General features: G+C 29.0%; 25 protein-coding genes. 11 read left to right on the forward strand and 14 right to left on the reverse strand.

Annotation, left to right across the window (positions count from 1 at the left end):
* From IMK15_RS03720 to sppA, 11 genes are all read left to right on the forward strand, one after another.
* The coding region (locus IMK15_RS03720; protein ID WP_226869196.1) for a hypothetical protein at positions 1-348 on the forward strand (348 nt) is incomplete at its 5' end.
* Positions 349-624: 276 nt separating this feature from the next.
* Positions 625-1,629 carry a tRNA (adenosine(37)-N6)-threonylcarbamoyltransferase complex transferase subunit TsaD gene (gene tsaD, locus IMK15_RS03725; protein WP_046329143.1) on the forward strand — a complete coding sequence of 335 codons (1,005 nt, stop codon included), beginning with the start codon at positions 625-627 and terminating at the stop codon, positions 1,627-1,629.
* 8 nt (positions 1,630-1,637) lie between these two features.
* On the forward strand, positions 1,638-2,402 hold the full coding sequence (locus IMK15_RS03730) for a DUF4912 domain-containing protein (RefSeq protein ID WP_192941943.1): 765 nt from the start codon (positions 1,638-1,640) through the stop codon (positions 2,400-2,402).
* Positions 2,403-2,452: 50 nt separating this feature from the next.
* On the forward strand, positions 2,453-3,115 hold the full coding sequence (locus IMK15_RS03735) for a hypothetical protein (protein ID WP_192941944.1): 663 nt from the start codon (positions 2,453-2,455) through the stop codon (positions 3,113-3,115).
* A gap of 16 nt (positions 3,116-3,131) precedes the next feature.
* On the forward strand, positions 3,132-4,946 hold the full coding sequence (gene nadN / locus IMK15_RS03740) for an NAD nucleotidase (protein ID WP_192941945.1): 1,815 nt from the start codon (positions 3,132-3,134) through the stop codon (positions 4,944-4,946).
* A gap of 235 nt (positions 4,947-5,181) precedes the next feature.
* Positions 5,182-5,991 (forward strand): HAD family hydrolase, encoded by an 810-nt coding sequence (locus IMK15_RS03745; protein ID WP_192941946.1) that lies wholly within the window; start codon positions 5,182-5,184, stop codon positions 5,989-5,991.
* Positions 5,988-6,356: a response regulator gene (locus IMK15_RS03750; protein ID WP_192941947.1), complete on the forward strand. Its 369-nt coding sequence runs from the start codon at positions 5,988-5,990 to the stop codon at positions 6,354-6,356. Before IMK15_RS03745 ends, IMK15_RS03750 begins: the two co-directional genes overlap by 4 nt.
* A 26-nt stretch (positions 6,357-6,382) precedes the next feature.
* Positions 6,383-6,724 carry a CidA/LrgA family protein gene (locus IMK15_RS03755; RefSeq protein ID WP_192941948.1) on the forward strand — a complete coding sequence of 114 codons (342 nt, stop codon included), beginning with the start codon at positions 6,383-6,385 and terminating at the stop codon, positions 6,722-6,724.
* Complete coding sequence (locus tag IMK15_RS03760) at positions 6,717-7,415, forward strand: LrgB family protein (protein WP_192941949.1); 699 nt, start codon at positions 6,717-6,719, stop codon at positions 7,413-7,415. The genes IMK15_RS03755 and IMK15_RS03760 overlap by 8 nt, the downstream gene beginning before the upstream one ends.
* Positions 7,412-8,449 carry a tRNA 2-thiouridine(34) synthase MnmA gene (gene mnmA, locus IMK15_RS03765; RefSeq protein ID WP_192941950.1) on the forward strand — a complete coding sequence of 346 codons (1,038 nt, stop codon included), beginning with the start codon at positions 7,412-7,414 and terminating at the stop codon, positions 8,447-8,449. Before IMK15_RS03760 ends, mnmA begins: the two co-directional genes overlap by 4 nt.
* Positions 8,446-10,173: a signal peptide peptidase SppA gene (sppA, locus tag IMK15_RS03770; RefSeq protein ID WP_192941951.1), complete on the forward strand. Its 1,728-nt coding sequence runs from the start codon at positions 8,446-8,448 to the stop codon at positions 10,171-10,173. Before mnmA ends, sppA begins: the two co-directional genes overlap by 4 nt.
* 33 nt (positions 10,174-10,206) lie before the next feature.
* On the opposite strand, the gene IMK15_RS03775 is transcribed toward sppA, so the two are convergent.
* From IMK15_RS03775 to IMK15_RS03840, 14 genes are all read right to left on the reverse strand, one after another.
* Complete coding sequence (locus IMK15_RS03775; RefSeq protein WP_046329150.1) at positions 10,207-10,479, reverse strand: HU family DNA-binding protein; 273 nt, start codon at positions 10,477-10,479, stop codon at positions 10,207-10,209.
* A gap of 204 nt (positions 10,480-10,683) precedes the next feature.
* Positions 10,684-10,950, reverse strand: a complete 267-nt coding sequence (gene rpmB, locus IMK15_RS03780; RefSeq protein ID WP_046329151.1) for a 50S ribosomal protein L28 — start codon at positions 10,948-10,950, stop codon at positions 10,684-10,686.
* 117 nt (positions 10,951-11,067) lie between these two features.
* A complete protein-coding gene (locus IMK15_RS03785; RefSeq protein ID WP_046329152.1) occupies positions 11,068-11,658 on the reverse strand; it encodes a TetR/AcrR family transcriptional regulator in 591 nt (196 codons plus the stop codon).
* An 11-nt stretch (positions 11,659-11,669) separates the two neighbouring features.
* The gene (gene brnQ / locus IMK15_RS03790; RefSeq protein ID WP_192941952.1) at positions 11,670-12,809 is read right to left on the reverse strand and encodes a branched-chain amino acid transport system II carrier protein; all 1,140 of its coding nucleotides are present in this window, start codon (positions 12,807-12,809) and stop codon (positions 11,670-11,672) included.
* Between the two features lie 10 nt (positions 12,810-12,819).
* Entirely contained in the window at positions 12,820-14,028 is a 1,209-nt protein-coding gene (gene gltS / locus IMK15_RS03795) for a sodium/glutamate symporter (protein ID WP_046329154.1), read from the reverse strand.
* Positions 14,029-14,031: 3 nt separating this feature from the next.
* Positions 14,032-14,367, reverse strand: coding sequence for a holo-ACP synthase (gene acpS / locus IMK15_RS03800; RefSeq protein ID WP_192941953.1), 336 nt, complete (start codon positions 14,365-14,367; stop codon positions 14,032-14,034).
* Positions 14,352-15,131 (reverse strand): TatD family hydrolase, encoded by a 780-nt coding sequence (locus IMK15_RS03805; RefSeq protein WP_192941954.1) that lies wholly within the window; start codon positions 15,129-15,131, stop codon positions 14,352-14,354. Before IMK15_RS03805 ends, acpS begins: the two co-directional genes overlap by 16 nt.
* Before the next feature lie 3 nt (positions 15,132-15,134).
* Complete coding sequence (locus tag IMK15_RS03810; RefSeq protein ID WP_046329157.1) at positions 15,135-15,761, reverse strand: C40 family peptidase; 627 nt, start codon at positions 15,759-15,761, stop codon at positions 15,135-15,137.
* 8 nt (positions 15,762-15,769) lie between these two features.
* Positions 15,770-16,207 carry a D-aminoacyl-tRNA deacylase gene (gene dtd, locus IMK15_RS03815; protein ID WP_046329158.1) on the reverse strand — a complete coding sequence of 146 codons (438 nt, stop codon included), beginning with the start codon at positions 16,205-16,207 and terminating at the stop codon, positions 15,770-15,772.
* Complete coding sequence (gene der, locus IMK15_RS03820; RefSeq protein ID WP_192941955.1) at positions 16,204-17,529, reverse strand: ribosome biogenesis GTPase Der; 1,326 nt, start codon at positions 17,527-17,529, stop codon at positions 16,204-16,206. Before der ends, dtd begins: the two co-directional genes overlap by 4 nt.
* Before the next feature lie 9 nt (positions 17,530-17,538).
* Positions 17,539-18,117 carry an IMPACT family protein gene (locus tag IMK15_RS03825; RefSeq protein ID WP_192941956.1) on the reverse strand — a complete coding sequence of 193 codons (579 nt, stop codon included), beginning with the start codon at positions 18,115-18,117 and terminating at the stop codon, positions 17,539-17,541.
* Positions 18,114-18,803: a site-2 protease family protein gene (locus IMK15_RS03830; RefSeq protein ID WP_192941957.1), complete on the reverse strand. Its 690-nt coding sequence runs from the start codon at positions 18,801-18,803 to the stop codon at positions 18,114-18,116. The genes IMK15_RS03825 and IMK15_RS03830 overlap by 4 nt, the downstream gene beginning before the upstream one ends.
* Complete coding sequence (locus IMK15_RS03835) at positions 18,804-19,697, reverse strand: D-alanine--D-alanine ligase (RefSeq protein WP_192941958.1); 894 nt, start codon at positions 19,695-19,697, stop codon at positions 18,804-18,806. It lies immediately after the preceding gene.
* Positions 19,694-20,158: an STAS domain-containing protein gene (locus IMK15_RS03840; protein ID WP_046329162.1), complete on the reverse strand. Its 465-nt coding sequence runs from the start codon at positions 20,156-20,158 to the stop codon at positions 19,694-19,696. Before IMK15_RS03840 ends, IMK15_RS03835 begins: the two co-directional genes overlap by 4 nt.
* Positions 20,159-20,160: the final 2 nt, after the last annotated feature.

The raw sequence follows: 20,160 nt of genomic DNA on the forward strand, positions 1-20,160 counted from the left end.
AACAGTATTGTTAATGGTGAAGTTACTTTAAATGCTAACTCTAATGTTTCTGCTGGTAAAGGTAAGAAGACTACTGCAAGTATAGATGCTGATGGTAAGGGGCATGCTAATATTAATGTTCAAGTTGGAAATGTTTCAGCAACAGCTAATGTAAGTGCTCAAGGAAGTGTATCTGCTTCTACAAACAAGCCAGTTAAAACAAATGTAACTGCTAATGTTTCTAAACCTAAAGTAACTGTATCTAAACCTAAGGTTAATAATGTTAAACCTAAAAAATTAAAAGATAAGGTTGATATGAAAGAAATTCGTAGAAATGTACTATCTAGATTTAGAAGAAGACATAGATAATTTTGAACTACAAGGATTCAATTCCTTGTAGTTTTTTTATACAAAAAACTTTTTCAAAAAAGTTGTTCCAATTTGTATTTATATGGAATATATAAGGTGTTTCTAATCGTATTCTAAGAATTGGGTGTTATACTTAAAGTATAAAAAGTAGTGATATTAATAATAATGTTTTTTTCAATCCGTGTGCCTTAGTTAAAACTAAAGCACTTTTTTTTGTTGAAAATTAAGAGTAAATAGGGTATAATTTTGGTATATAAACAATGAAATGAGAAGATTATGAAGATATTAGGAATAGAAAGTTCTTGTGATGAAACTTCTATAGCTATTGTTGAAGACGGAAATAAAGTATACAGTAACATTATAGCTACTCAAATACCTATCCATAAATTGTATGGAGGCGTTGTTCCTGAAATAGCTTCAAGACATCACATAGAGAATATAACATACGTATTTTATCAATGCTTAGAAAAAGCAAATATGACTATGGATGACATAGACTATATAGCCGTGACTAACAAACCAGGTTTAATTGGTTCTTTACTTGTAGGTTTACTTTTTGCTGAAGGTTTAAGCTATAAGTATAATAAGCCTTTAATACCTGTAAACCACTTAGAAGGTCATATCTATTCAACATTTATTGAAAATACGGTTAAATTACCAGCAATAACTGTTGCTGCATCTGGTGGTCATACATGTATATACCTTATGGACGAAGATCATAATTTAAAATTAATGGGTGAAACATTAGACGATGCTATAGGTGAAGCATATGACAAAGTTGCAAGAATAATAGGTCTTTTCTATCCTGGTGGACCAGAAATAGAAAAAGCTGCTAAGAATGCAGAAGCCACATTAGATATACCTATACCAAATATCCCTAATTATGATTTAAGTTTTAGTGGTATTAAAACTTTTGTTACAAATTATGTAAATCAATGTAAAATGAAAAATATTGAAATAAATGTAGGTAACATTGCAAAATCTTTCCAAGTAACAGCAATAGAACACTTAAGAAGAAAAATAGTTAAAGCTGTTAAAGATACAAATTCCAAGACTTTAGCAATTGCTGGAGGAGTTTCTGCAAATAAATACTTAAGAGAAGTACTTTATTCTTGTGAAGACTTATCAAATGTTGATATATCTTTCCCTGTAAAAATGGAATACTGTACTGACAATGGTGCAATGATAGCAACTGCTGCATACTATATGTTAAAACACAATAAGGTTAAATTTGAAAAGAACTTAGATGCTACATCTACAAAAGAATTTCATAGATCTTAGGAGGAACGATGAGAACAAGTAGAAATTATCCCAGTACAAAATTAATTCCCAATATACCAGTAAGAGTTAGAAGAAAACCTGGTTATCTAAAAAGACTTTATCTTAATTACAACAAGAAAATTGAAAATCTTAATGAACAATTTTGTAAATTTAAATATGATAAAGGCTTAGACAAGTATTTTGATAAGGCTCCATTACCTGACAGATACTATACAAATCAAGTTGTGCTAATACCTAAAAATATCACAACACTTTATACTTACTGGGAAGTAAGAGAAGATACCTTCAAACACTTGAAGGATAATTTTGAAGTTTTTGATGGTGCAACTATACAACTATACAAGAATGGAACACTATTTAGAAAAATAGAAAACTTATCAAGATTCGGATCTTACTATATCCTTAACGTAGAAGCTGATAAAAAATATCAAGCTGTTTTAGGATTCGAAAACAAATATGGACATTTCTTTGAAGTTGCTACTTCAACATTTGTAATTTCTCCTAGTGGAAGAGTATCTAATAGAATTGCAACTACTTGGGGTATACCTTCATTTTTAAATGGTAAGATAAGACTAACTAAGTACTCTAAAGAATTCTTACCTGATGAAGATAGATTTAAACGTGAAATTTTAAATACTGATAATTTATACTTAGACATCTACGGTTACGAAAGATTAATAAGTCTTGGTTCTTCTTTAGTGAAGAAAATAGGCGTAGGAGTAATGGGATCGTCAAATAAGCACATTGGAAGTACTAATAATTTATTTAAATAACATTTAAGAAGATGTTTATTACATCTTCTTTTTTTGAAAGGAGTAACATAATGAAAAAAATATATCTTTTATTAAATATATTTTTTGCACTAAATTCATTCTCAATTAATTGTAAATTACTAAATGAATTAGCACTTAATAAGGCTAATAAGGTTAACAAGAAATTTACACTAGATAAGCTAACTGCGTATAAGGTGGAAAAGATTGATGAAATGCTATCTGATGTACTAAAAACTTCTGAACAATTAGTCCCTAAACAATGTTGGTACATTGATATTAAAGGAATAAAAAAAGAAGAATTCCCTCTTGCAAAGAATGCAATAAAAGTTAGCGTATTAGCTAATTCAACAATCAATCCTAATTTAAATGTATTTATTCAAAAAGATCAAGAAGCATTTAACGATATTGTTTCTTTGGTAAAAGAATATGGAATAAAAAACATTTATACTTACTCTAATGAAAAAGACCTAATTAAAGACATATTAAAAATTAAAGGTTCTAATTCTTCCCTTTTCCATAGAAGAATCTTGCTTCTAACAAGTTCTAAAAATATGAGGGTAGAATATTCAAAATTAATAGATGCCCTAGAAGATAATAAGGAAGATATGGTTATCGATAACTTTGCCTACCTGTATAACGATACACAAGAAAAATATGAATTTTCTACTAAACAGGATATACTAAATTCGTACAATCAAATACATTGTAAATAATTTTATTGGAGGTTTTATGAACAAGACGCTTTTATTAATGCCACTTTTAGCATTAACAACATCTTATTCAATTGCCAATACTAAGTTAAGAAATAAGCATTATCCACTAAACCTTAGTATTGTTCACATTAACGATCATCACTCTCATTTAGAGCCAAATGATTTGAAATTTGTAATAAATGGTAAACCCACTGCAGTTAAAATTGGTGGATACCCTGAAGTAGTTAATGAAATAAACAAAATGAGAAAAAATTCTTCAAGAAAACCACTTGTTTTACATGCTGGTGATGCAATCACAGGTACACTTTACTTCACATTATTCCGTGGATCTGCTGATGCTGAAATGATGAATTTAACTAAATTTGATTATTTCACATTAGGAAACCATGAATTTGATGCTGGTAATGAAGGATTAAAAAAATTCCTAGACTATTTAAAAATACCTGTTATCTCATCTAATGTAATACCTGATAAGAAGAGTATCTTAAAAGGTTACTGGAAGCCTTATGCTATTAAAAATATACGTGGTGAAAAGGTTGGGATTATAGGGTTAGATGTAGTTAAAAAGACTAAAGAATCATCAAGTCCAGGTCCTGATATTAAATTTACAGATGAAATCGAAACTGCACAAAAATATGCAAATATATTAAAAAGAAAAGGTGTAAATAAGATAATACTTCTATCTCACGCTGGAGCACCTAAAAACTTTGAAATTGCTCAAAAAGTAACTGGAATAGATATTATCGTAACTGGTGATACACACTGGCTATTTGGTAATGATGATATGAGAAAGTTTGGACTACCTGTTATGTCTGAATACCCTACTAAATTTACAAGCCCTAATGGAGAACCTGTTTATGTTGTAGAAGGTTGGGAATATTCAAAACTTATTGGTAAACTTGATGTTAAATTTACTAAAGATGGTATAGTTAAACATATTAAAGGTTCACCTGTAATACCTTACCACCTAGATTCAACTTTTCAAAGAAAAGATAAAAATGGTAAAAAATACATACCTACTGGTGAAGAACGTGAAGAAATACTACGAGAACTTGCTAAGAGTAAGTACTTTACTATTGCAAAAGCAGACAAAAAAGCAGCAGTTGTCTTAAGTAAATATATGAAAGAAAAAAAATTATTAGGTGACAAAACTATAGGTAATATTACTGGAAATATTATGCCTGGTGGTTCAGATAACAGAATACCTAATACAGCAAATCCTAAAGGTTCAGTTGCAGCAAGATTTGTTGCTGAAACTATGTTAACTCAAATGAGAAGCTTTGGTAAACAATCTCACATAGATATGACTATCCAAAATGCTGGTGGTGTAAGATCGAATATAGAGCCTAAGAATTGGACATATAATGATGCATACAACCTATTACCATTCAGTAACACTCTATACCTTTTAAAAATGTCTGGTGCAGAAGTTAAACAAGTTATAGAAGACGCATTAGAATTTGCACTTTGTGGTGGTTCTACTGGTGCTTTCCCTTATTCTGCAGGTATGCGTTATGAAGCAAACCAATACAAGGATAAAGACGGTAAGAGAATCGTTAAAATGGAAGTTAAAAATGAACAAACTGGTGAATGGGAACCTATAAATGAAGAAAAAATGTACACTGTAGGAACTAACGCATACATAGCTAAAGGTAAAGACGGATACAAAACATTTGGTAAAATTGATAAAGAACGTGGTGGTGAAGATACATTCCTACCAGATGCAGAAAGCTTTATTAAATTCTTACAACTTAATAAATCATTCAAAACATATGAAGATTCAAACGTAATCTTCCACTTTGATAAGAATAATGAAGTTAAGAAACAATAATATATAAAATGCACCTTGAGGGTGCATTTTTTTACTTTAATATTTCACCTTTGGGATATAGGTAGTGAGACACCTTCTTTAACATTTCACCTTTGGGATGTAGGTAGTGAGACACCTTCTTTAAAGTACTTTTAGTATATCATATATTATGTGCTTCTACAATATCACCAAACCACCTTTATTTTTCCACCTAAGCATGGTATAATTTACAAATAAAAAAGAAATGGGTGATAAAATGTTTAAAGCTGTTGTTACTGATTTGGATGGCACACTGCTTGATAAAAATCATTTTTTTAGTCCTTATACTAAAGATGTTTTAAACAGATTCTTACAAAAAGGGTATAAGCTGTACATAGCGACTGGACGTGTAGAAAAAGGTGCAAGACTAATATCTGACCAATTAGATTATAGTTTGCCATTGATAACAACTAATGGAGCAAGAATTATAGATGAAAAAGGGAATGAAATTTTCTCAGTTACGTTAAATAAAAAATGTAAAGACTTTATCTTAAACTTAGATTACAAAAAGTTTGGAGACGAAGTCTTTATTAATGGATATTCTGGTACAGAATGGTATGTAGTTTCTAATGAGTATAAAGAATTTTACTCAAAAAAAAGGGTTGATAAAACCTTTGGTGCTACCGTATTATCTGTAGAGGATTTTAGAAAAAAAGAATTCAATAAGCTATTCTTTATAGGTAAATTTGAAAATTTAAAGAAAATACGTACAGTCTTACAAGAAAATATAGGGGGAGAAGCTAATATAGACTTTGTAAGTCAAAATTCTTTAGAAATATTTAATTTATCTGCAAACAAAGCAAAGGCAAGTCTAGAGTTAATAAGAAAAGATGGTATTAATCCTGATGAAGTATTAGCATTTGGTGATGGTTTAAATGACTATATCATGTTAAAGCAATACCCTAATAGCTTTGTTATGGGTAATGCACTCGATGAATTAAAAGAATTGCTTAAAGATAAAGAAGTACTTGAAGACAGTGATACTAATGCTGTTGCAAGAAAAATAGAAGAGGTCTTTAAAATATGAAAGTAGCTTTAGTAGTTGACGACAGTCAATATTTTAGACAAATTATTAAAAACATATTGGAAGAGTATAATTTTAAAGTTATAGAAGCAGAAAATGGCCTTGTAGGTTATGAAAAATATGTTGAGTATAAGCCAACACTAGTTACAATGGATATTAATATGCCCATACTAGATGGCTTTGGATGTATAAAGAAGATATTAGACTTTGATAAGACTGCAAAGATAATAATTTGTAGTTCTATGATGTTTTTAAATGTTTACATTGCAGAAGGTTTAGAAAGTGGTGCAAAGGCATGCCTATGTAAACCATTTACTACTTCTGAATTAATAAACGCAGTAGATACAGTTTTGATGGGGGATGATTAGAAAAAATGAATGTGTATAAGGAGATAATGTATATTTTGATTTTCTCGCTTATAGGGGAACTATTTTCAAAAGGTTTAAAACTTCCTGTTCCTGGAAGTGTTATAGGAATGCTAATACTATTTGCATTTTTAGAATTTAATATACTTAAGATGAAAAAGATAGAAAAAGTTGGAGAATTTTTATTAGAAAATTTAGGAATATTGTTTGTGCCAGCAGGTGTTGGAATAATGGTTAAATTTAATTTTATAAAAGAAATATGGTTAAGTTTCTTTGTTATCGCAATATTTACTACTATATTTTCACTTATTATCACAGTTAAAATAGTGGAAATTGTTAAACAAAAATTTGAAGGAGATGAGGATGCTTAATATATTAATAAATAACCAAATGTTCGGTATTATGCTTACTATACTAGTCTATGTACTAGCTGTAAAGCTATTCACTAAAACAAATTCATCATTATTAAATCCAATTTTAATTTCAATACTTTTGATAATAGGGATATTAAAAGTATTTAAAATACCTTATGATACATACAACATAGGGGGGTCAATATTTACAACATTAATAACACCAGCAACAGTTGCTCTTGCTATTCCATTACATAAGAACTTGCACTTATTAAAAAAACATTTTATTTCTATACTTACAGGGATTATTGTAGGGAATACTATCAATTGTATAGTTGTTGGATATGTTTGTAAGTTATTTGCGTATAAACCAGAGATTATAGCTTCATTTATGCCAAAATCTGTTACTACAGCCATTGCTGTAGGTTTAGCAGAAAATGTCCATGGGATTATACCTATAACAGTAATATTAGTAATAGTTACAGGTATTACTGGTGCAACATTAGGACCTAGCTTGTATAAGATGCTAAATGTTGATGATAAAGTTGCAATAGGTGTAAGTCTTGGTTCTGCAGCACATGCTGTTGGTACAAGTAAGGCTATAGAGATGGATAAAGAAATAGGTGCTATGGCTGGTCTTTCTATAGGTCTTACAGGTCTATATGTCATACTAGTAGCTCCTTTAATATTAAGAGTAATATTATCATGAAAAAAGTTATTGTAGGTATGAGCGGTGGCATAGATAGTTCTGTCGCTGCTTTATTATTAAAACAACAAGGTTACGAGGTTATAGGTGTAAGTATTAAACATTTATCTGATGAATTCAGTACAAGTAAGAACAAAACATGTTGCTCATTAGATGATATTAATGACGCTAGAATTGTCTGTTATTCATTAGGTATCCCACATTATGTAATTAATGTAGAAAAAGAATTTGAAAAAGAAGTAATTAAAACTTTTATTGAAGATTACAAAAAAGGTATAACACCTAATCCTTGTGTAATCTGTAATGAAAAGATAAAGATAAGAAAATTACTTGATTTAGCCCATGAGCTTAATTTTGATTATGTCGCAACAGGTCATTATGCTGTAAAAACTGAAGATGGTTTCTTAGAATATGTAGACTATATCAAAGATCAAAGCTATATGCTCTATAGGTTAACAAAAAAAGACTTATCAATGATGCTATTCCCACTTGCTAGTATGAATAAAAAAGATGTAAGACAAATAGCAAAGGAAAATGGCATAATCACACACGATAAAAAAGATAGTACTGGTATATGTTTTGCACAAGATGGATATATACCTTTTTTAGAAAAGAATTTACATCCCAAACCTGGAAACTTTGTTTCAGAAACTGGAGAAATTCTTGGACAACATAAGGGATATCAACTGTATACCATAGGTCAAAGAAGACATTTAGGTATTAAGCTACCTTATCCCATATTCATTCTAGAAATTAGAGCAGATAAGAATGAGATAGTATTGGGTGATTATGATAAGCTTATGACAGATACAGTTAAAATTTCTAACTATATCTTCCATGAAAAACTTGAAAATGTAGTCGGTAAACGGCTTTTTGCAAAACCACGATTCTCTTCTAAAGGATTTTATGGAAAATTAATATTACACGATAACGATATATATTTTAAATATGAAGAAAAAAATGCACAAAATGCAAAAGGACAACATTTAGTCCTATTTTACAATATGAAACTTATAGGAGGAGGCGTTATAGAATGATAAAAAATATACTTAAATATCTCTTGAAATTTATATATTTCAACTTAAAAATACTTTATGTAATATTAATAATCCCAATTATTGTCATCATATGTGTGTCATTTTCAAAAGATAGTAGTAAGATTAGTAAGTCATATAGCTATGTTACTCTATCTCTTAATGACATTTCTGATGATAAATACAATAATACAGGTTTTTTTAAGGATAAAACATATACATTTAGTAATGTAATAGAAAAAGTAGATAAGTTACGATTAAACAAAAATCTTAAAGGAATAATATTAAATCTTGATAATATTGATATTACTCCCTCACAAACAGAAGAATTAGGTAAGATACTTGATAAGTATCCTATGTCAAAAAAGAAAATATATGCTTATGGTTCAAATATTAATAAGAATAATTACAAGCTAGCTAGTTATGCTGATGAGATAATAATGCCTAACACATTGAATGCTAGATTGTCTATAAACGGATATTACGCAAATAGCCTATACTTCAAAGATATTTTTGATAAGTTCGGTGTTAATGTACAAGCTATTCATGTTGGAACACATAAATCATATGGTGAAAACTTTTATTCAAATAAAATGTCTAGTGAATTAAAAGAAGATAGTACAAGAATACTAGATAATAGATTAGATAAATTTGTTAGCACTGTTTCTAAAAATAGAAAAATTGATGAGAATATTTTAAGTAAAAACATATTAGAAGGTAAATATGATTTAATCAGTCCATATACTGCAAAAGATTATGGCTTAATTGATAATATACAAGATTTTGATGACTTCTTAGACAGTATACAGTCAAATGATGATAATACAATTAGTATCACTGACATATTAAAAGAAAAAAGTACTTACAAGTCACAAAATATTATAGCCATACTACCTCTAGAAGGTCCAATATCAAGTGGTGAAAACAGTATTAATTTCAGTATATCTGAAGATAGTGTAAGAAACAAATTAGATCAAATTTCTAATAACAAAAATATTAAGGCTGTAATATTACGTATTAATTCTCCTGGTGGAGATGCACTTGAAGCTGAAATGATACACAAGCTTATTACAAAATTCTCTAAAAAATACAATATACCTATTTTCGCTTCTTTATCTGATGTTGCTGCATCTGGTGGATATTATATAGCAACTAGTGCTAAAAAAATATATGCTAATGAGGCAACTATAACAGGTTCTATAGGAGTTGTAAGTTTAATGCCTAAGTTTACAAATACTTTAAATAAATTTAGTGTTAATAATGAGGTAATATCTAAAGGTAAATTTACTGGTATATTTAATCCTTACTACAAGTTGACTGATGAAGATAAAAACCACATATTAGATACTTTAAATGATGTATATGCTGAATTTAAGCATAGAGTAAGTACAGCTAGAAATATTACGGATGATAAGCTTGAACCTATAGCTGGTGGTCGTATATGGCTAGGTGATGAAGCTAAAAAGTTAGGTCTTGTTGATGGTATAGCAAGTTTAGATGAGGTTATTGATATAGTGGCTAAGGATTGTAATTTGAGCGAATATAGCCTTTTAGAAGTAAACTCAGTATTAGATATAGATTCAATATCTAAATATATACAATCATACATATTTAAAAATTCAGCTATACAAGTTTATGATGAGGCGTATAAGAAACTATTGTTCCTAAATGAAAATAGTTGTAAGGCTCTATTCTTTGATGATGAAATGAGTAAAATAGAATTTTAGTTTTAAAAAAAACAGAGTATTTACTCTGTTTTTTTACTTAACTACTTCTGCTAATTTCTTACCAGTTTTGAATTTAACAACTTTTTTAGCACCAATTTTAATTTTTGCTCCAGTTGCAGGGTTAACTCCATTTCTTTCTGGCATTTCTTTTACATAGAAAGTTCCCCATCCAATAAATTGAACTTCTTTACCTTCTACTAAGCTTGCTTCTACTAAATCAAGAAAATCATTAATTAATTCTTCTGATTTCTTCTTAGTTTCTCCAATTTTTCCTGCATATGCAGTAACGAATTCTTTCTTGTTCATGGATAAAACTCCTTTCTTTTCATTATAGATATTTTACCCTATTTTTTATAAAAAGGCAATTATTTATTGAATTTTTTTTAAATTTCTCTTAATTTTTATAAATTTTCCTTAAGCTAAAAGTGTTGTGCGTATTTACAAGTCTAAAAAAAGCTGGACTTATTTAATCCAGCTTTCCTTTAATAGAAACAGAGTCAATAAGCTAGATTACTCTGCTTCTGAAAATAAGACTTTAGATAATCTAGAACTTAGATTTTCCTTATTCTTCATTAATATTTTTCTAACTTGATCAGAATTTTTACCTTTTAAAGTCTTCATAGCTTTTGTGCAAACTCTAACTTTAACTTCTTTACCATTAATAACTAAAGTCATTACTTGTAAATTTGGTCTCCAAATTCTCTTTGTTGCTCTATGTGAGTGGCTGACTAAGTTACCATGACTTGTTTTCTTTCCAAAAACTTCACAAACTTGCATTTTGCACCTCCTAATAATATTACTAGATTTTTATTATACCATATTAATTACTTTATTACAAGCAAATTAACTTACCTATGCATTGTAACATATCACATGATAAAATGCAATATTTAATTATTTTAATTCATTTTTATACATAATATAGTCAAATAATTGAAAGAATGTATCTATTTCCTTATCATCCTTACTTGCTTTTAATTTAAGCATAGTTCCTTCCATTTGGTTAATAAGTATCTTAGAATATATTTCTGGTTTAATATGCTTATATCTAGGGTTAGAATTATACATCATTTGTAAAAAGATCATAAGTCTAACCTCTAGTTTACCATAGCCATCATTTATTCTTTCTCTTACATCATTATTAATATCAGACATTTCTATAGCAAGATTACCCAATAAACTACCACCATGGCAGTCATTGTCTAAAACATTGCTAAAGTATTTAAAGAAAAAACTTCTAAGCTTTACCATAGATAAATCATCTACAATTTCATCAAAGACACTAATAAGGTTTTTAATATGCAAGTCTATTACTTGATTTAATAAGTCTTCTTTATTCTTAAAATAGTAATAAAATGATCCCTTAGGTATATTACATACCTTAAGTATTTCACTTATACCTGTATTAACATAACCTTGGTAGTAGAATAATCTAGTGCTCTTTAATATTACTTCGTTTTTTTTCTTTAAAACATTACGGTCCATATTACCTCACTTTATATAAAGTTTTTTAATTGGTAGATTATAGCTAATATAAGTACTAAATATGTACTAATACGTATAATCTTATTTGTTATTATCTTACCTTTAAACACATTTAAAATTAAAATTATTATTAAAACTGGATAAAATACACAAAGTACTGGTACAGATAAATTAATTATATCATCTACTCCTAATTGTGCTATTAAGAATGACACAAATGTTATTATTATTGCTATTCTATTATATCCAAGCTTATTTTTACTTAATTCATTAAAGAAGTTACTTACTGATGATATTAGTCCTATAGCTGTTGTAACACACGCAAGTATTATTATTATAATCAAAGCATATATACCTAATCTACCTAATAATTTATTTGTAATATTCATTATTAATTCAGATCTTGAAAGATTTAGCCCATCTGCTACAGGTATTCTATTACCTAAATAAACTAATCCTGCATAAACTACTGTCAAACAAATTGCGGCAACTATACTTGCTTTAACTGAAATTCCCATACGATTTTTTTCGTTTTTAACAGTATCATAAATTAATTTTGCAAATACTATTGATGCTACAGCATCTAGTGTATTGTATCCTTCTAAGAATGAGTATATAAACGGCATACTAACTTCTACGCTTCTTGCATCTGCCTTAGGACTTACTATTCCTACTATTATTAATATTACTAACATAATTATTAGTAATGGTGTTAAATATCTTCCTATTATTTCTACAACTTTTGACTTGTTAATTGAACATAATATGCATATTGCAAAAAATACAAATGTAATAATTAGCTTATTTGCATTAGGGAATACTGGTAATACTCCCATTTCATAGCTTGTAGCTGCTAATCTTGGCATAGCGATTATAGGCCCGATTAATAGAAATGATATAAACAAATATATCTTAAAGAAAACTTCTCCCATAGGTTCAAATATTTTATGATAGTCCCCTTCATTTCTAATTACTACTAATAATCCTAATAATGGTAAACCTACACCTGTCAAAACAAATCCTAATACCGAAAGTGGAAATGCTCCACCTACCCTTATTCCTATATAACTTGGTAATAAAGTATTACCTGCTCCAAAAAACATAGCGAATAATCCGAATCCTAATATAATGCTCTTTTTTATATCTCTCATAAATAAACTCCTAACTAAATCTTGAAATAAATAAAGTAATTATTCCTACATTGAAGAAATCTATAAATAATGCTCCAACTATAGGAACGGTAAAGAAGGCAAGTTTTGAATATTGATACTTTTCACAAATTGTTTCCATATTAGTTATACCATTAGGTGTTGCACCTAATCCGAATCCACAGTGACCTGCAACTATAACTGCAGCATCATAATTTGCCCCCATTACATTAAATGTAATATATCTTGTGTATATTGCTGTTATCAATGTTTGAACTACTAGTAAAACTATAACTGGTATTGCTATACCTAGTAATTCCCATAGTCTAAGTGACATCAGGGCCATTGATAAAAATAAGTTTAGTGATACATTTTCAACTATCTTTATTTCTTCCATAGGAGAATTTACAAATGCATCAAATATATCTGTAACATTTCTAATAATTGCTGCTACTATCATAGGTCCTAAATAGTATGGTAACTTTTTTAAACCTATGTACTTGAAGAACATATTAAATAATGTACCTATTGCCATTGCAAGTAATATTGTAAAAAATGCCCTAGCAAATTTTTCACCATTTAATATACTTTCTTTTTGGTCAAAGAAAGTTTCATCATGTTCAACATTTTCAGTACCATCTATTGGTGAGTATTTTTCCAATAATGAATGTTTTTCTATTAACCCACGTGCTATAGGTCCCCCTATCATAGAACCTGCTACTAATCCAAATGTAGCTGCTGCTATTGCAACTGTTTTTGCTACTGGATCTTGTATAGACTGTGATATTGCAGCTGCTGTACCATGACCACCTGTTAAGGCTGTTGATCCTGCCATAAGTGCTATACTCTTAGATAAGCCTAAATTGGTAGCTAATACCACTGAAACTATATTTTGTATAACTATTAACCCGACGGCTACTATTAAAAATACTAATACTTGTACTCCACCTTTTTTTAACACCTTTAAACTAGCGTTGAATCCTACACTAGTAAAGAACATTGTCATAAAGAAGTTTTGCAGTATATCATCAAACTTAAACTGTAGTATATTCAGTTCTTTAAGTATAAGTGTTAATATTGCAAATAGTAACCCTCCAACTACTGGTGAAGGTATACAAAATTTATCCAAGAATTTTATCTTTTTTCTACATTTACGCCCTATTAAAAGCAAAATTATCGCCAACCCTATAGATTGTATCATATCAAGATGTATCGTTACCATATATCACTCCTCTTCAATTATTACCATCGCTACTGCATAATGTTTCTCATGAGAAATACTTACATCTATTTTTTTATCTTTAAAGTTTATTGTAGGCTTACCTAATGCATCATTAGTTATTTCTATATCTAAAAACGAATACTTAGTAAATCCTTGCCCTAGTGCTTTTACTAAGGCTTCCTTAGCTGCAAATCTTCCTGCATAATTTTCATATTTATTTTTTCTTTTTTCGCAATAACTGATTTCATTTGATGTAAAAACTTTTTCTCTAAAACCTTTGGTTGTTTCTATTGCTTTTTTTATTCTCTCAACCTCTACTATGTCTATTCCAAGTCCCATATATTCTCCATATTATATGCTATTATAGCATTTTTTGTAGTAATATCAACTACTTCTTCATAAGAAATATTTTTTATTCTTGCAACTTCTAGTGCAACATAACTAACCATTGTCGGCTTATTTCTCTTGCCTCTAAATGGTGTAGGTGTTAAATAAGGACTATCAGTTTCTAAAATTAACTTTTCTATAGGTAATTTTTCAACTAGTTCTTTTGTCTTCCTATTGTTTTTAAAGGTTAATGTACCACCTACATTTACATAATATCTATCAAGTATAGGAAGAACTGCTTCATATGAACCTGGATAACAGTGTAATAATCCACCAACATCCTTGTACTCACTTAATATATTTATTGTATCATTCAGTGCATCTCTTGTGTGTATGATTATAGGCTTATTAACCCTTCTAATCATTTCAATTTGTTCTCTAAATCCTTCTATTTGGACTTCTTTAGGGTCTTTCATCCAATAGTAGTCTAGGCCTATTTCACCTATACCTACTACCTTCTTATTCTCTTTTGCTATCTTTTCTAATGTAGCTAATTTTTCTTTATTCATCGTACTAATATCTGTTGGGTGAAATCCTATACTTGCATATATTTTTTTATGATTATTAGCCATTTTAACGGCTTCTAAGGAACTGTTGTAATCCCATCCAGAACATACGATAAATTCCATTTCTTTTTCTACTTCTTTTATTATCTCATCTACATCATCTTTGTACATTTCGTCATTAAGATGACAATGTGCATCAACCAACTTCATATATTACCTTCTTCTTGCAGCACTTACTCTTACACCATATCTAAAGTATTGATTCCAATATGGTTCTTCAATACTTGAGATAATAACGCCTTTTGAAGATGATGCATTAATAAATAAAGAGTTACCTAAGTATACAGCCGTATGATTTACACTATTTCTTGGTCTAAAGAATAGTATATCTCCTGGCTTTAAGTTTTCACGACTAACTATATTACCCATTCTAACTTGATCTACACTTACTCTAGGTAATTCATAACCGTTAAATACTGCCCTATACACTCTTCTTGTTAGTGCAGAACAGTCTATACCGTCTTTTGAATCTCCACCCCATCTATAGCGTGTACCTCTCCAATTATTATACGCATTCATCAAACTGTCATATAGGATAATGTTGTCAATTTGTTCGTATGCATTACTTAACTTATCCTTTAATTCTTTTGTTTTAAGACGAATAAGTGCTTCATCATGCACGTATTCTTCATCGAAATTTTCTGGTTCTTCACCATTATTCCTACTTGCTCTTTCTATCATTTCATCTATATTTCTATGACGATACTTACTACCATACGCTATCTTTGGTAGTGATGTTAGTAGCATTATCAAAAATATACATAATTTACGTCTCTTCATTTTTTCTCCTAAAAGTCTAGTACCACATTAACAGGTCCAAGGTTTATTGATGTGATATCCATATTTGTTCTAAATTCTCCACTAACAACCTTTTTATAGTTTTCTTTTAAGGTCCCCAAAAACATATCATATATTTCTTTTGCTTCTTCTTTATTTGCACTTTCATCAAAACTTAATGTAGTCCCTTTTTTTGCTGTAGCATAAAGACTAAAGTTTGATATTAGCATTATACTTCCGTCAATATCTTGTATATTTTTTTTTAATTTGCCTTCTTCATTTTCAAAAAATCTTAACTTCAAAAGTTTTGATACTGCTTTTTCTATTTTGCTCTTGTCTTCATTTTTCTTTACGCCTAAATAAACAAGTAAGCCTTTTTCAATTTCTCTTTTTTCACTATTATTTATCACTACACTTGTTCTACCCACACGTTGTATTACCAATCTCATTTATATTTATTCTCACTTTTCTTATTAATCACTATTTCTATAGGACAACCTTCAAATCCAAAATATTCCCTAAATTTCTTTTCTATATATCTCTTATATGAAAAATGTACTAATTCAGGATTATTTGAGAAGAATACAAATTTTGGAGGTGCCACACTAACTTGTGTTACATAATTAATTTTTACTGCTCTTCCTTTTCTTGTTGGAACAGGATTTTGAGTAATTATATCAGATAATACTTGATTTAGTATACCAGTTGTTATCTTTTTATGATATTCTTCATTTAAAGTTTTAACTAATTTTAAAACTTCAAATATTCTCTTACCTGTTAATGCTGACATAGTTATTACAGGTACATAGTTAATAAATGCCATCTCATTTTTTACTTTTTCAGTAAATTCTTTTACTGAATTATTATCTTTTTCTACTAAGTCCCACTTATTAATAGCTATTATCATAGGTTTTTTTGCTTCATATATTAAGCTTGCTACCTTTTTATCTTGTTCTGTTATAAACTCATGAGCATCAAGTAAAAGTACACATACATCTGCTCTATCTATTGCTTTTATTGCACGAAGTACACTGTAATACTCTATACTATCTTCTAATTTTGATTTTTTTCTTATACCTGCTGTGTCTATTATTGTATAATTTTCACCCATATAGTTAAAATTAGTATCTATTGAATCTCTTGTAGTTCCTGCAATATCACTAACTATACTTCTTTCTTGATTTAATAGCTTATTAACAAATGAAGACTTACCTGCATTAGGTCTACCTAATACAGAGATTTTAAGACCTTGTTCTATAGATGCATTAGATAAATCTGAAAATTTTGATACAACTAAGTCTAGCATATCTCCCAAATTAACCTTATGTTCTGCAGATATTCCTATTACATCTTCAAATCCTAGTGCATAAAATTCTAATATATTTTCTTCTTCCTTTTGAAAATTGTCTATCTTATTAACCGCTACTATTACATTCTTATCTTTTTTTCTTAATATATTTGCAACTTCTTCATCTAATGCTGTAATACCAGCCCTACCATCTACTAAAAAGATAACTACATTAGCTTGGTCTATTGCAACCCATGCTTGGTCTTTAATCTTTTGCATGATAAAGTCATTATTATGTGGTTCTAAACCACCTGTATCAACTAATACAAACTCATTTCCTACCCATTCAATATTTCTATATAATCTATCTCTTGTAACACCTGGTTCATTGTTTACAATCGACACTCTATCGCCAACTAATTTGTTAAATAGCGTCGATTTACCAACATTAGGTCTACCAACTATTGCTACAATATTTTTCATATTACCCCCTTACACATCTATTATTTCTACATCTTTTAAACTCTTAAAAATATCTATGCTATCTTTGGGTATTAGAATTTTCATATTAATTCTATCTAAAAAACTTTGTTCTAATACCTCTATATTATTGTCCTTTATGTACTTATCAATTAATCCTTTTTTTGCATAATCAAATGATATTATTATTTTCCTTTTTTCTACATAAGTTATTAGGTTACACTGATCTATTAGTTCTTTTGAAACTCTAGCATAATTTCTAATTAATCCACCAGCACCTAACTTTATACCACCAAAATATCTAACAGCTACCATAGCTACATTGTATACATCTCTTCGTTCTAATATATCTGCCATGGGCTTACCTGCTGTACCTTGTGGTTCTCCATCATCATTATACTTAAAATACTCTTGAGCATTTTCTATTACTCTATATACTGGTACATTATGTGTTGCATCTTTATGTTCAGTTCTTATCTTATCTATGTATTTATTAGCTTCTTCTACACTATTAACTGGTTTTATGTAGCCTATAAACCGAGATTTCTTTTCAATAAACTCTATAATCTCCTCTTTTTCTATATTCTTCATATTATTAACCTTATTATCAAATGATAGATATAGTCAAAAGTTCCAATATGCATAAGAAATAGTATTATCCCTAATGATAATATTGGATTATATTCTATCATATCATAAATTCTTTTTAAATCATTAGGTAAAAATAGTCTTAAAATTCTACTACCATCTAGTGGAGGTATAGGTAGAATATTAAAAGCAATTAACCCTATGTTTATAATCACCAACATATATACAAATTCATTATTTATCCCAAACCATTTAACAGCTAATATCCCTATAAACGCTAAGACTAGATTTGCAAACATTCCTGCTATACTTACAAAAAATACTCCTAATTTTCTTGGTCTTAATTTGTAATAACTAATAGGCACTGGTTTAGCACTACCTATTACTATAGGGGAATGAACAAGTATTAGTATAAAGGGCAACAACAAACCGTAAAGATCTATATGTTTTAAAGGATTTAATGTTAATCTACCCTCTCTTTTAGCTGTATCATCACCGAATAATAGAGCCACACAACCATGTGATAATTCATGTGCAATTACAGATATTAGAAAAGCTAAAACTTGCATAGATACAATATATATATTGTTTCTAAATAGAAAAATAGCAAAGAGCAATAATACAACAACATATTTTGCATAAGGATATTTCAGGTCATAGTATTCTATCATATATTTTAATTTTCTCATTTATTCACCTAAACTTGCTTTTATTAACAACTCAAGTGTTTCCCTATAACCTATTCCAACTGATGCTAAACTTTTTGGTAATAGACTTGTAGCTGTCATCCCTGGTAATGTATTAACTTCCATAAAATACGCCTTATCATCACGCACTAAAAAGTCTACCCTTGAATATCCCTTACACTTTGCTGCATAGTATGCTTTTTCTGTAAATTCTTTTAATTCTTTTTCTAAGTTATCACTAAATTTTGTTACATATTCTCTTGCACCACCATCACTATACTTTGATGTATAATCAAAATATGTTCCTTTTAGTGCCTCTATTTTTATAGGAGGATAAGCTACACCGTCTATTATAGGGACAGATACTTCATCTCCCTCTATTACTTCTTCCATTATCGCTTCATCATCCATAGTAAATATATCTTTTAATGCTTCATCTAATTCTTGTTGGTTGGATATAAAGTGAACACCTATACTTGAACCACCACTATTAGGCTTAACTATTAGCTTTTCGTATTCCTTTGGATATGTAAACTCTTCTCCCTTTCTAATAGTCCACCACTTAGCAGTTCTAATACCATACGTACTTAACACTCTTTTTGCAATATCTTTATCCATACATATACCACTTGCTAAAACTCCAGGCCCTGTATATCTAATATTCATTGCTTCTAATATTGCTTGCACTCTTCCATCTTCTCCAAATTTACCATGTAATGCAATAAAGGCTAAGTCAACATTCATATCCTTAATTTTAAATATATCTTCTGTTCTATCTATTTTTAATTCACAAATATCATATTTATCTTTATCTAAACTTTTCATTATTTGCTCTGCAGTTTTTATTGATATTTCTCTTTCAGTTGATATACCAGCGTAAATAATGCAAATTCTCATTTTTCAACTCCTTTTCTCATTAGCTCTACAACCCTAGAAAATTCTTTTCTATTTTCTTCATTTAAATTCATTAAAATTTCATGTAGTTCTAATATATGTTTTGCTAGTTTCTTGTTGTCTATCTTTTCTACGTTAACTTCTTTACCACTTATCTTTAAAGTCTTATCAACTACTATTAAAAACTTTAATATTCCTGTTCTTCTAAGACAAGTTAGTACTTCTTCTGTAGGTTTTAATATTGTAATAAATTCATCATTTTTCTTTTTAAATAGCATTGTATACTTTGCTATTAACCCTAAAAATGTGCTATCTACATAGGTAGTTTCACTTAAATCTAATATTGGTGTCTTATTCATTTTATCCATAAGATCAGCTATAGCTTGGCTATTCTTCATAGTTGCCTTGCCATATATTTTTAATATATCTACATCTTGTACTTTTGCTACTTCAATTTTATCCATAA

It is taken from the genome of Sneathia sp. DSM 16631 (genome assembly GCF_014892235.1).
Lineage (GTDB): Bacteria > Fusobacteriota > Fusobacteriia > Fusobacteriales > Leptotrichiaceae > Sneathia > Sneathia vaginalis.

What these genes read in the sequence shown, in the direction of transcription:
- tsaD (WP_046329143.1), top strand. Translation starts at nt 625, where the DNA reads ATGAAGATATTAGGAATAGAAAGTTCTTGTGATGAAACTTCTATAGCT.
- IMK15_RS03730 (WP_192941943.1), top strand. Translation starts at nt 1,638, where the DNA reads ATGAGAACAAGTAGAAATTATCCCAGTACAAAATTAATTCCCAATATA.
- IMK15_RS03735 (WP_192941944.1), top strand. Translation starts at nt 2,453, where the DNA reads ATGAAAAAAATATATCTTTTATTAAATATATTTTTTGCACTAAATTCA.
- nadN (WP_192941945.1), top strand. Translation starts at nt 3,132, where the DNA reads ATGAACAAGACGCTTTTATTAATGCCACTTTTAGCATTAACAACATCT.
- IMK15_RS03745 (WP_192941946.1), top strand. Translation starts at nt 5,182, where the DNA reads ATGTTTAAAGCTGTTGTTACTGATTTGGATGGCACACTGCTTGATAAA.
- IMK15_RS03750 (WP_192941947.1), top strand. Translation starts at nt 5,988, where the DNA reads ATGAAAGTAGCTTTAGTAGTTGACGACAGTCAATATTTTAGACAAATT.
- IMK15_RS03755 (WP_192941948.1), top strand. Translation starts at nt 6,383, where the DNA reads ATGTATATTTTGATTTTCTCGCTTATAGGGGAACTATTTTCAAAAGGT.
- IMK15_RS03760 (WP_192941949.1), top strand. Translation starts at nt 6,717, where the DNA reads ATGCTTAATATATTAATAAATAACCAAATGTTCGGTATTATGCTTACT.
- mnmA (WP_192941950.1), top strand. Translation starts at nt 7,412, where the DNA reads ATGAAAAAAGTTATTGTAGGTATGAGCGGTGGCATAGATAGTTCTGTC.
- sppA (WP_192941951.1), top strand. Translation starts at nt 8,446, where the DNA reads ATGATAAAAAATATACTTAAATATCTCTTGAAATTTATATATTTCAAC.
- IMK15_RS03775 (WP_046329150.1), bottom strand. Translation starts at nt 10,479, where the DNA reads ATGAACAAGAAAGAATTCGTTACTGCATATGCAGGAAAAATTGGAGAA.
- rpmB (WP_046329151.1), bottom strand. Translation starts at nt 10,950, where the DNA reads ATGCAAGTTTGTGAAGTTTTTGGAAAGAAAACAAGTCATGGTAACTTA.
- IMK15_RS03785 (WP_046329152.1), bottom strand. Translation starts at nt 11,658, where the DNA reads ATGGACCGTAATGTTTTAAAGAAAAAAAACGAAGTAATATTAAAGAGC.
- brnQ (WP_192941952.1), bottom strand. Translation starts at nt 12,809, where the DNA reads ATGAGAGATATAAAAAAGAGCATTATATTAGGATTCGGATTATTCGCT.
- gltS (WP_046329154.1), bottom strand. Translation starts at nt 14,028, where the DNA reads ATGGTAACGATACATCTTGATATGATACAATCTATAGGGTTGGCGATA.
- acpS (WP_192941953.1), bottom strand. Translation starts at nt 14,367, where the DNA reads ATGGGACTTGGAATAGACATAGTAGAGGTTGAGAGAATAAAAAAAGCA.
- IMK15_RS03805 (WP_192941954.1), bottom strand. Translation starts at nt 15,131, where the DNA reads ATGAAGTTGGTTGATGCACATTGTCATCTTAATGACGAAATGTACAAA.
- IMK15_RS03810 (WP_046329157.1), bottom strand. Translation starts at nt 15,761, where the DNA reads ATGAAGAGACGTAAATTATGTATATTTTTGATAATGCTACTAACATCA.
- dtd (WP_046329158.1), bottom strand. Translation starts at nt 16,207, where the DNA reads ATGAGATTGGTAATACAACGTGTGGGTAGAACAAGTGTAGTGATAAAT.
- der (WP_192941955.1), bottom strand. Translation starts at nt 17,529, where the DNA reads ATGAAAAATATTGTAGCAATAGTTGGTAGACCTAATGTTGGTAAATCG.
- IMK15_RS03825 (WP_192941956.1), bottom strand. Translation starts at nt 18,117, where the DNA reads ATGAAGAATATAGAAAAAGAGGAGATTATAGAGTTTATTGAAAAGAAA.
- IMK15_RS03830 (WP_192941957.1), bottom strand. Translation starts at nt 18,803, where the DNA reads ATGAGAAAATTAAAATATATGATAGAATACTATGACCTGAAATATCCT.
- IMK15_RS03835 (WP_192941958.1), bottom strand. Translation starts at nt 19,697, where the DNA reads ATGAGAATTTGCATTATTTACGCTGGTATATCAACTGAAAGAGAAATA.
- IMK15_RS03840 (WP_046329162.1), bottom strand. Translation starts at nt 20,158, where the DNA reads ATGGATAAAATTGAAGTAGCAAAAGTACAAGATGTAGATATATTAAAA.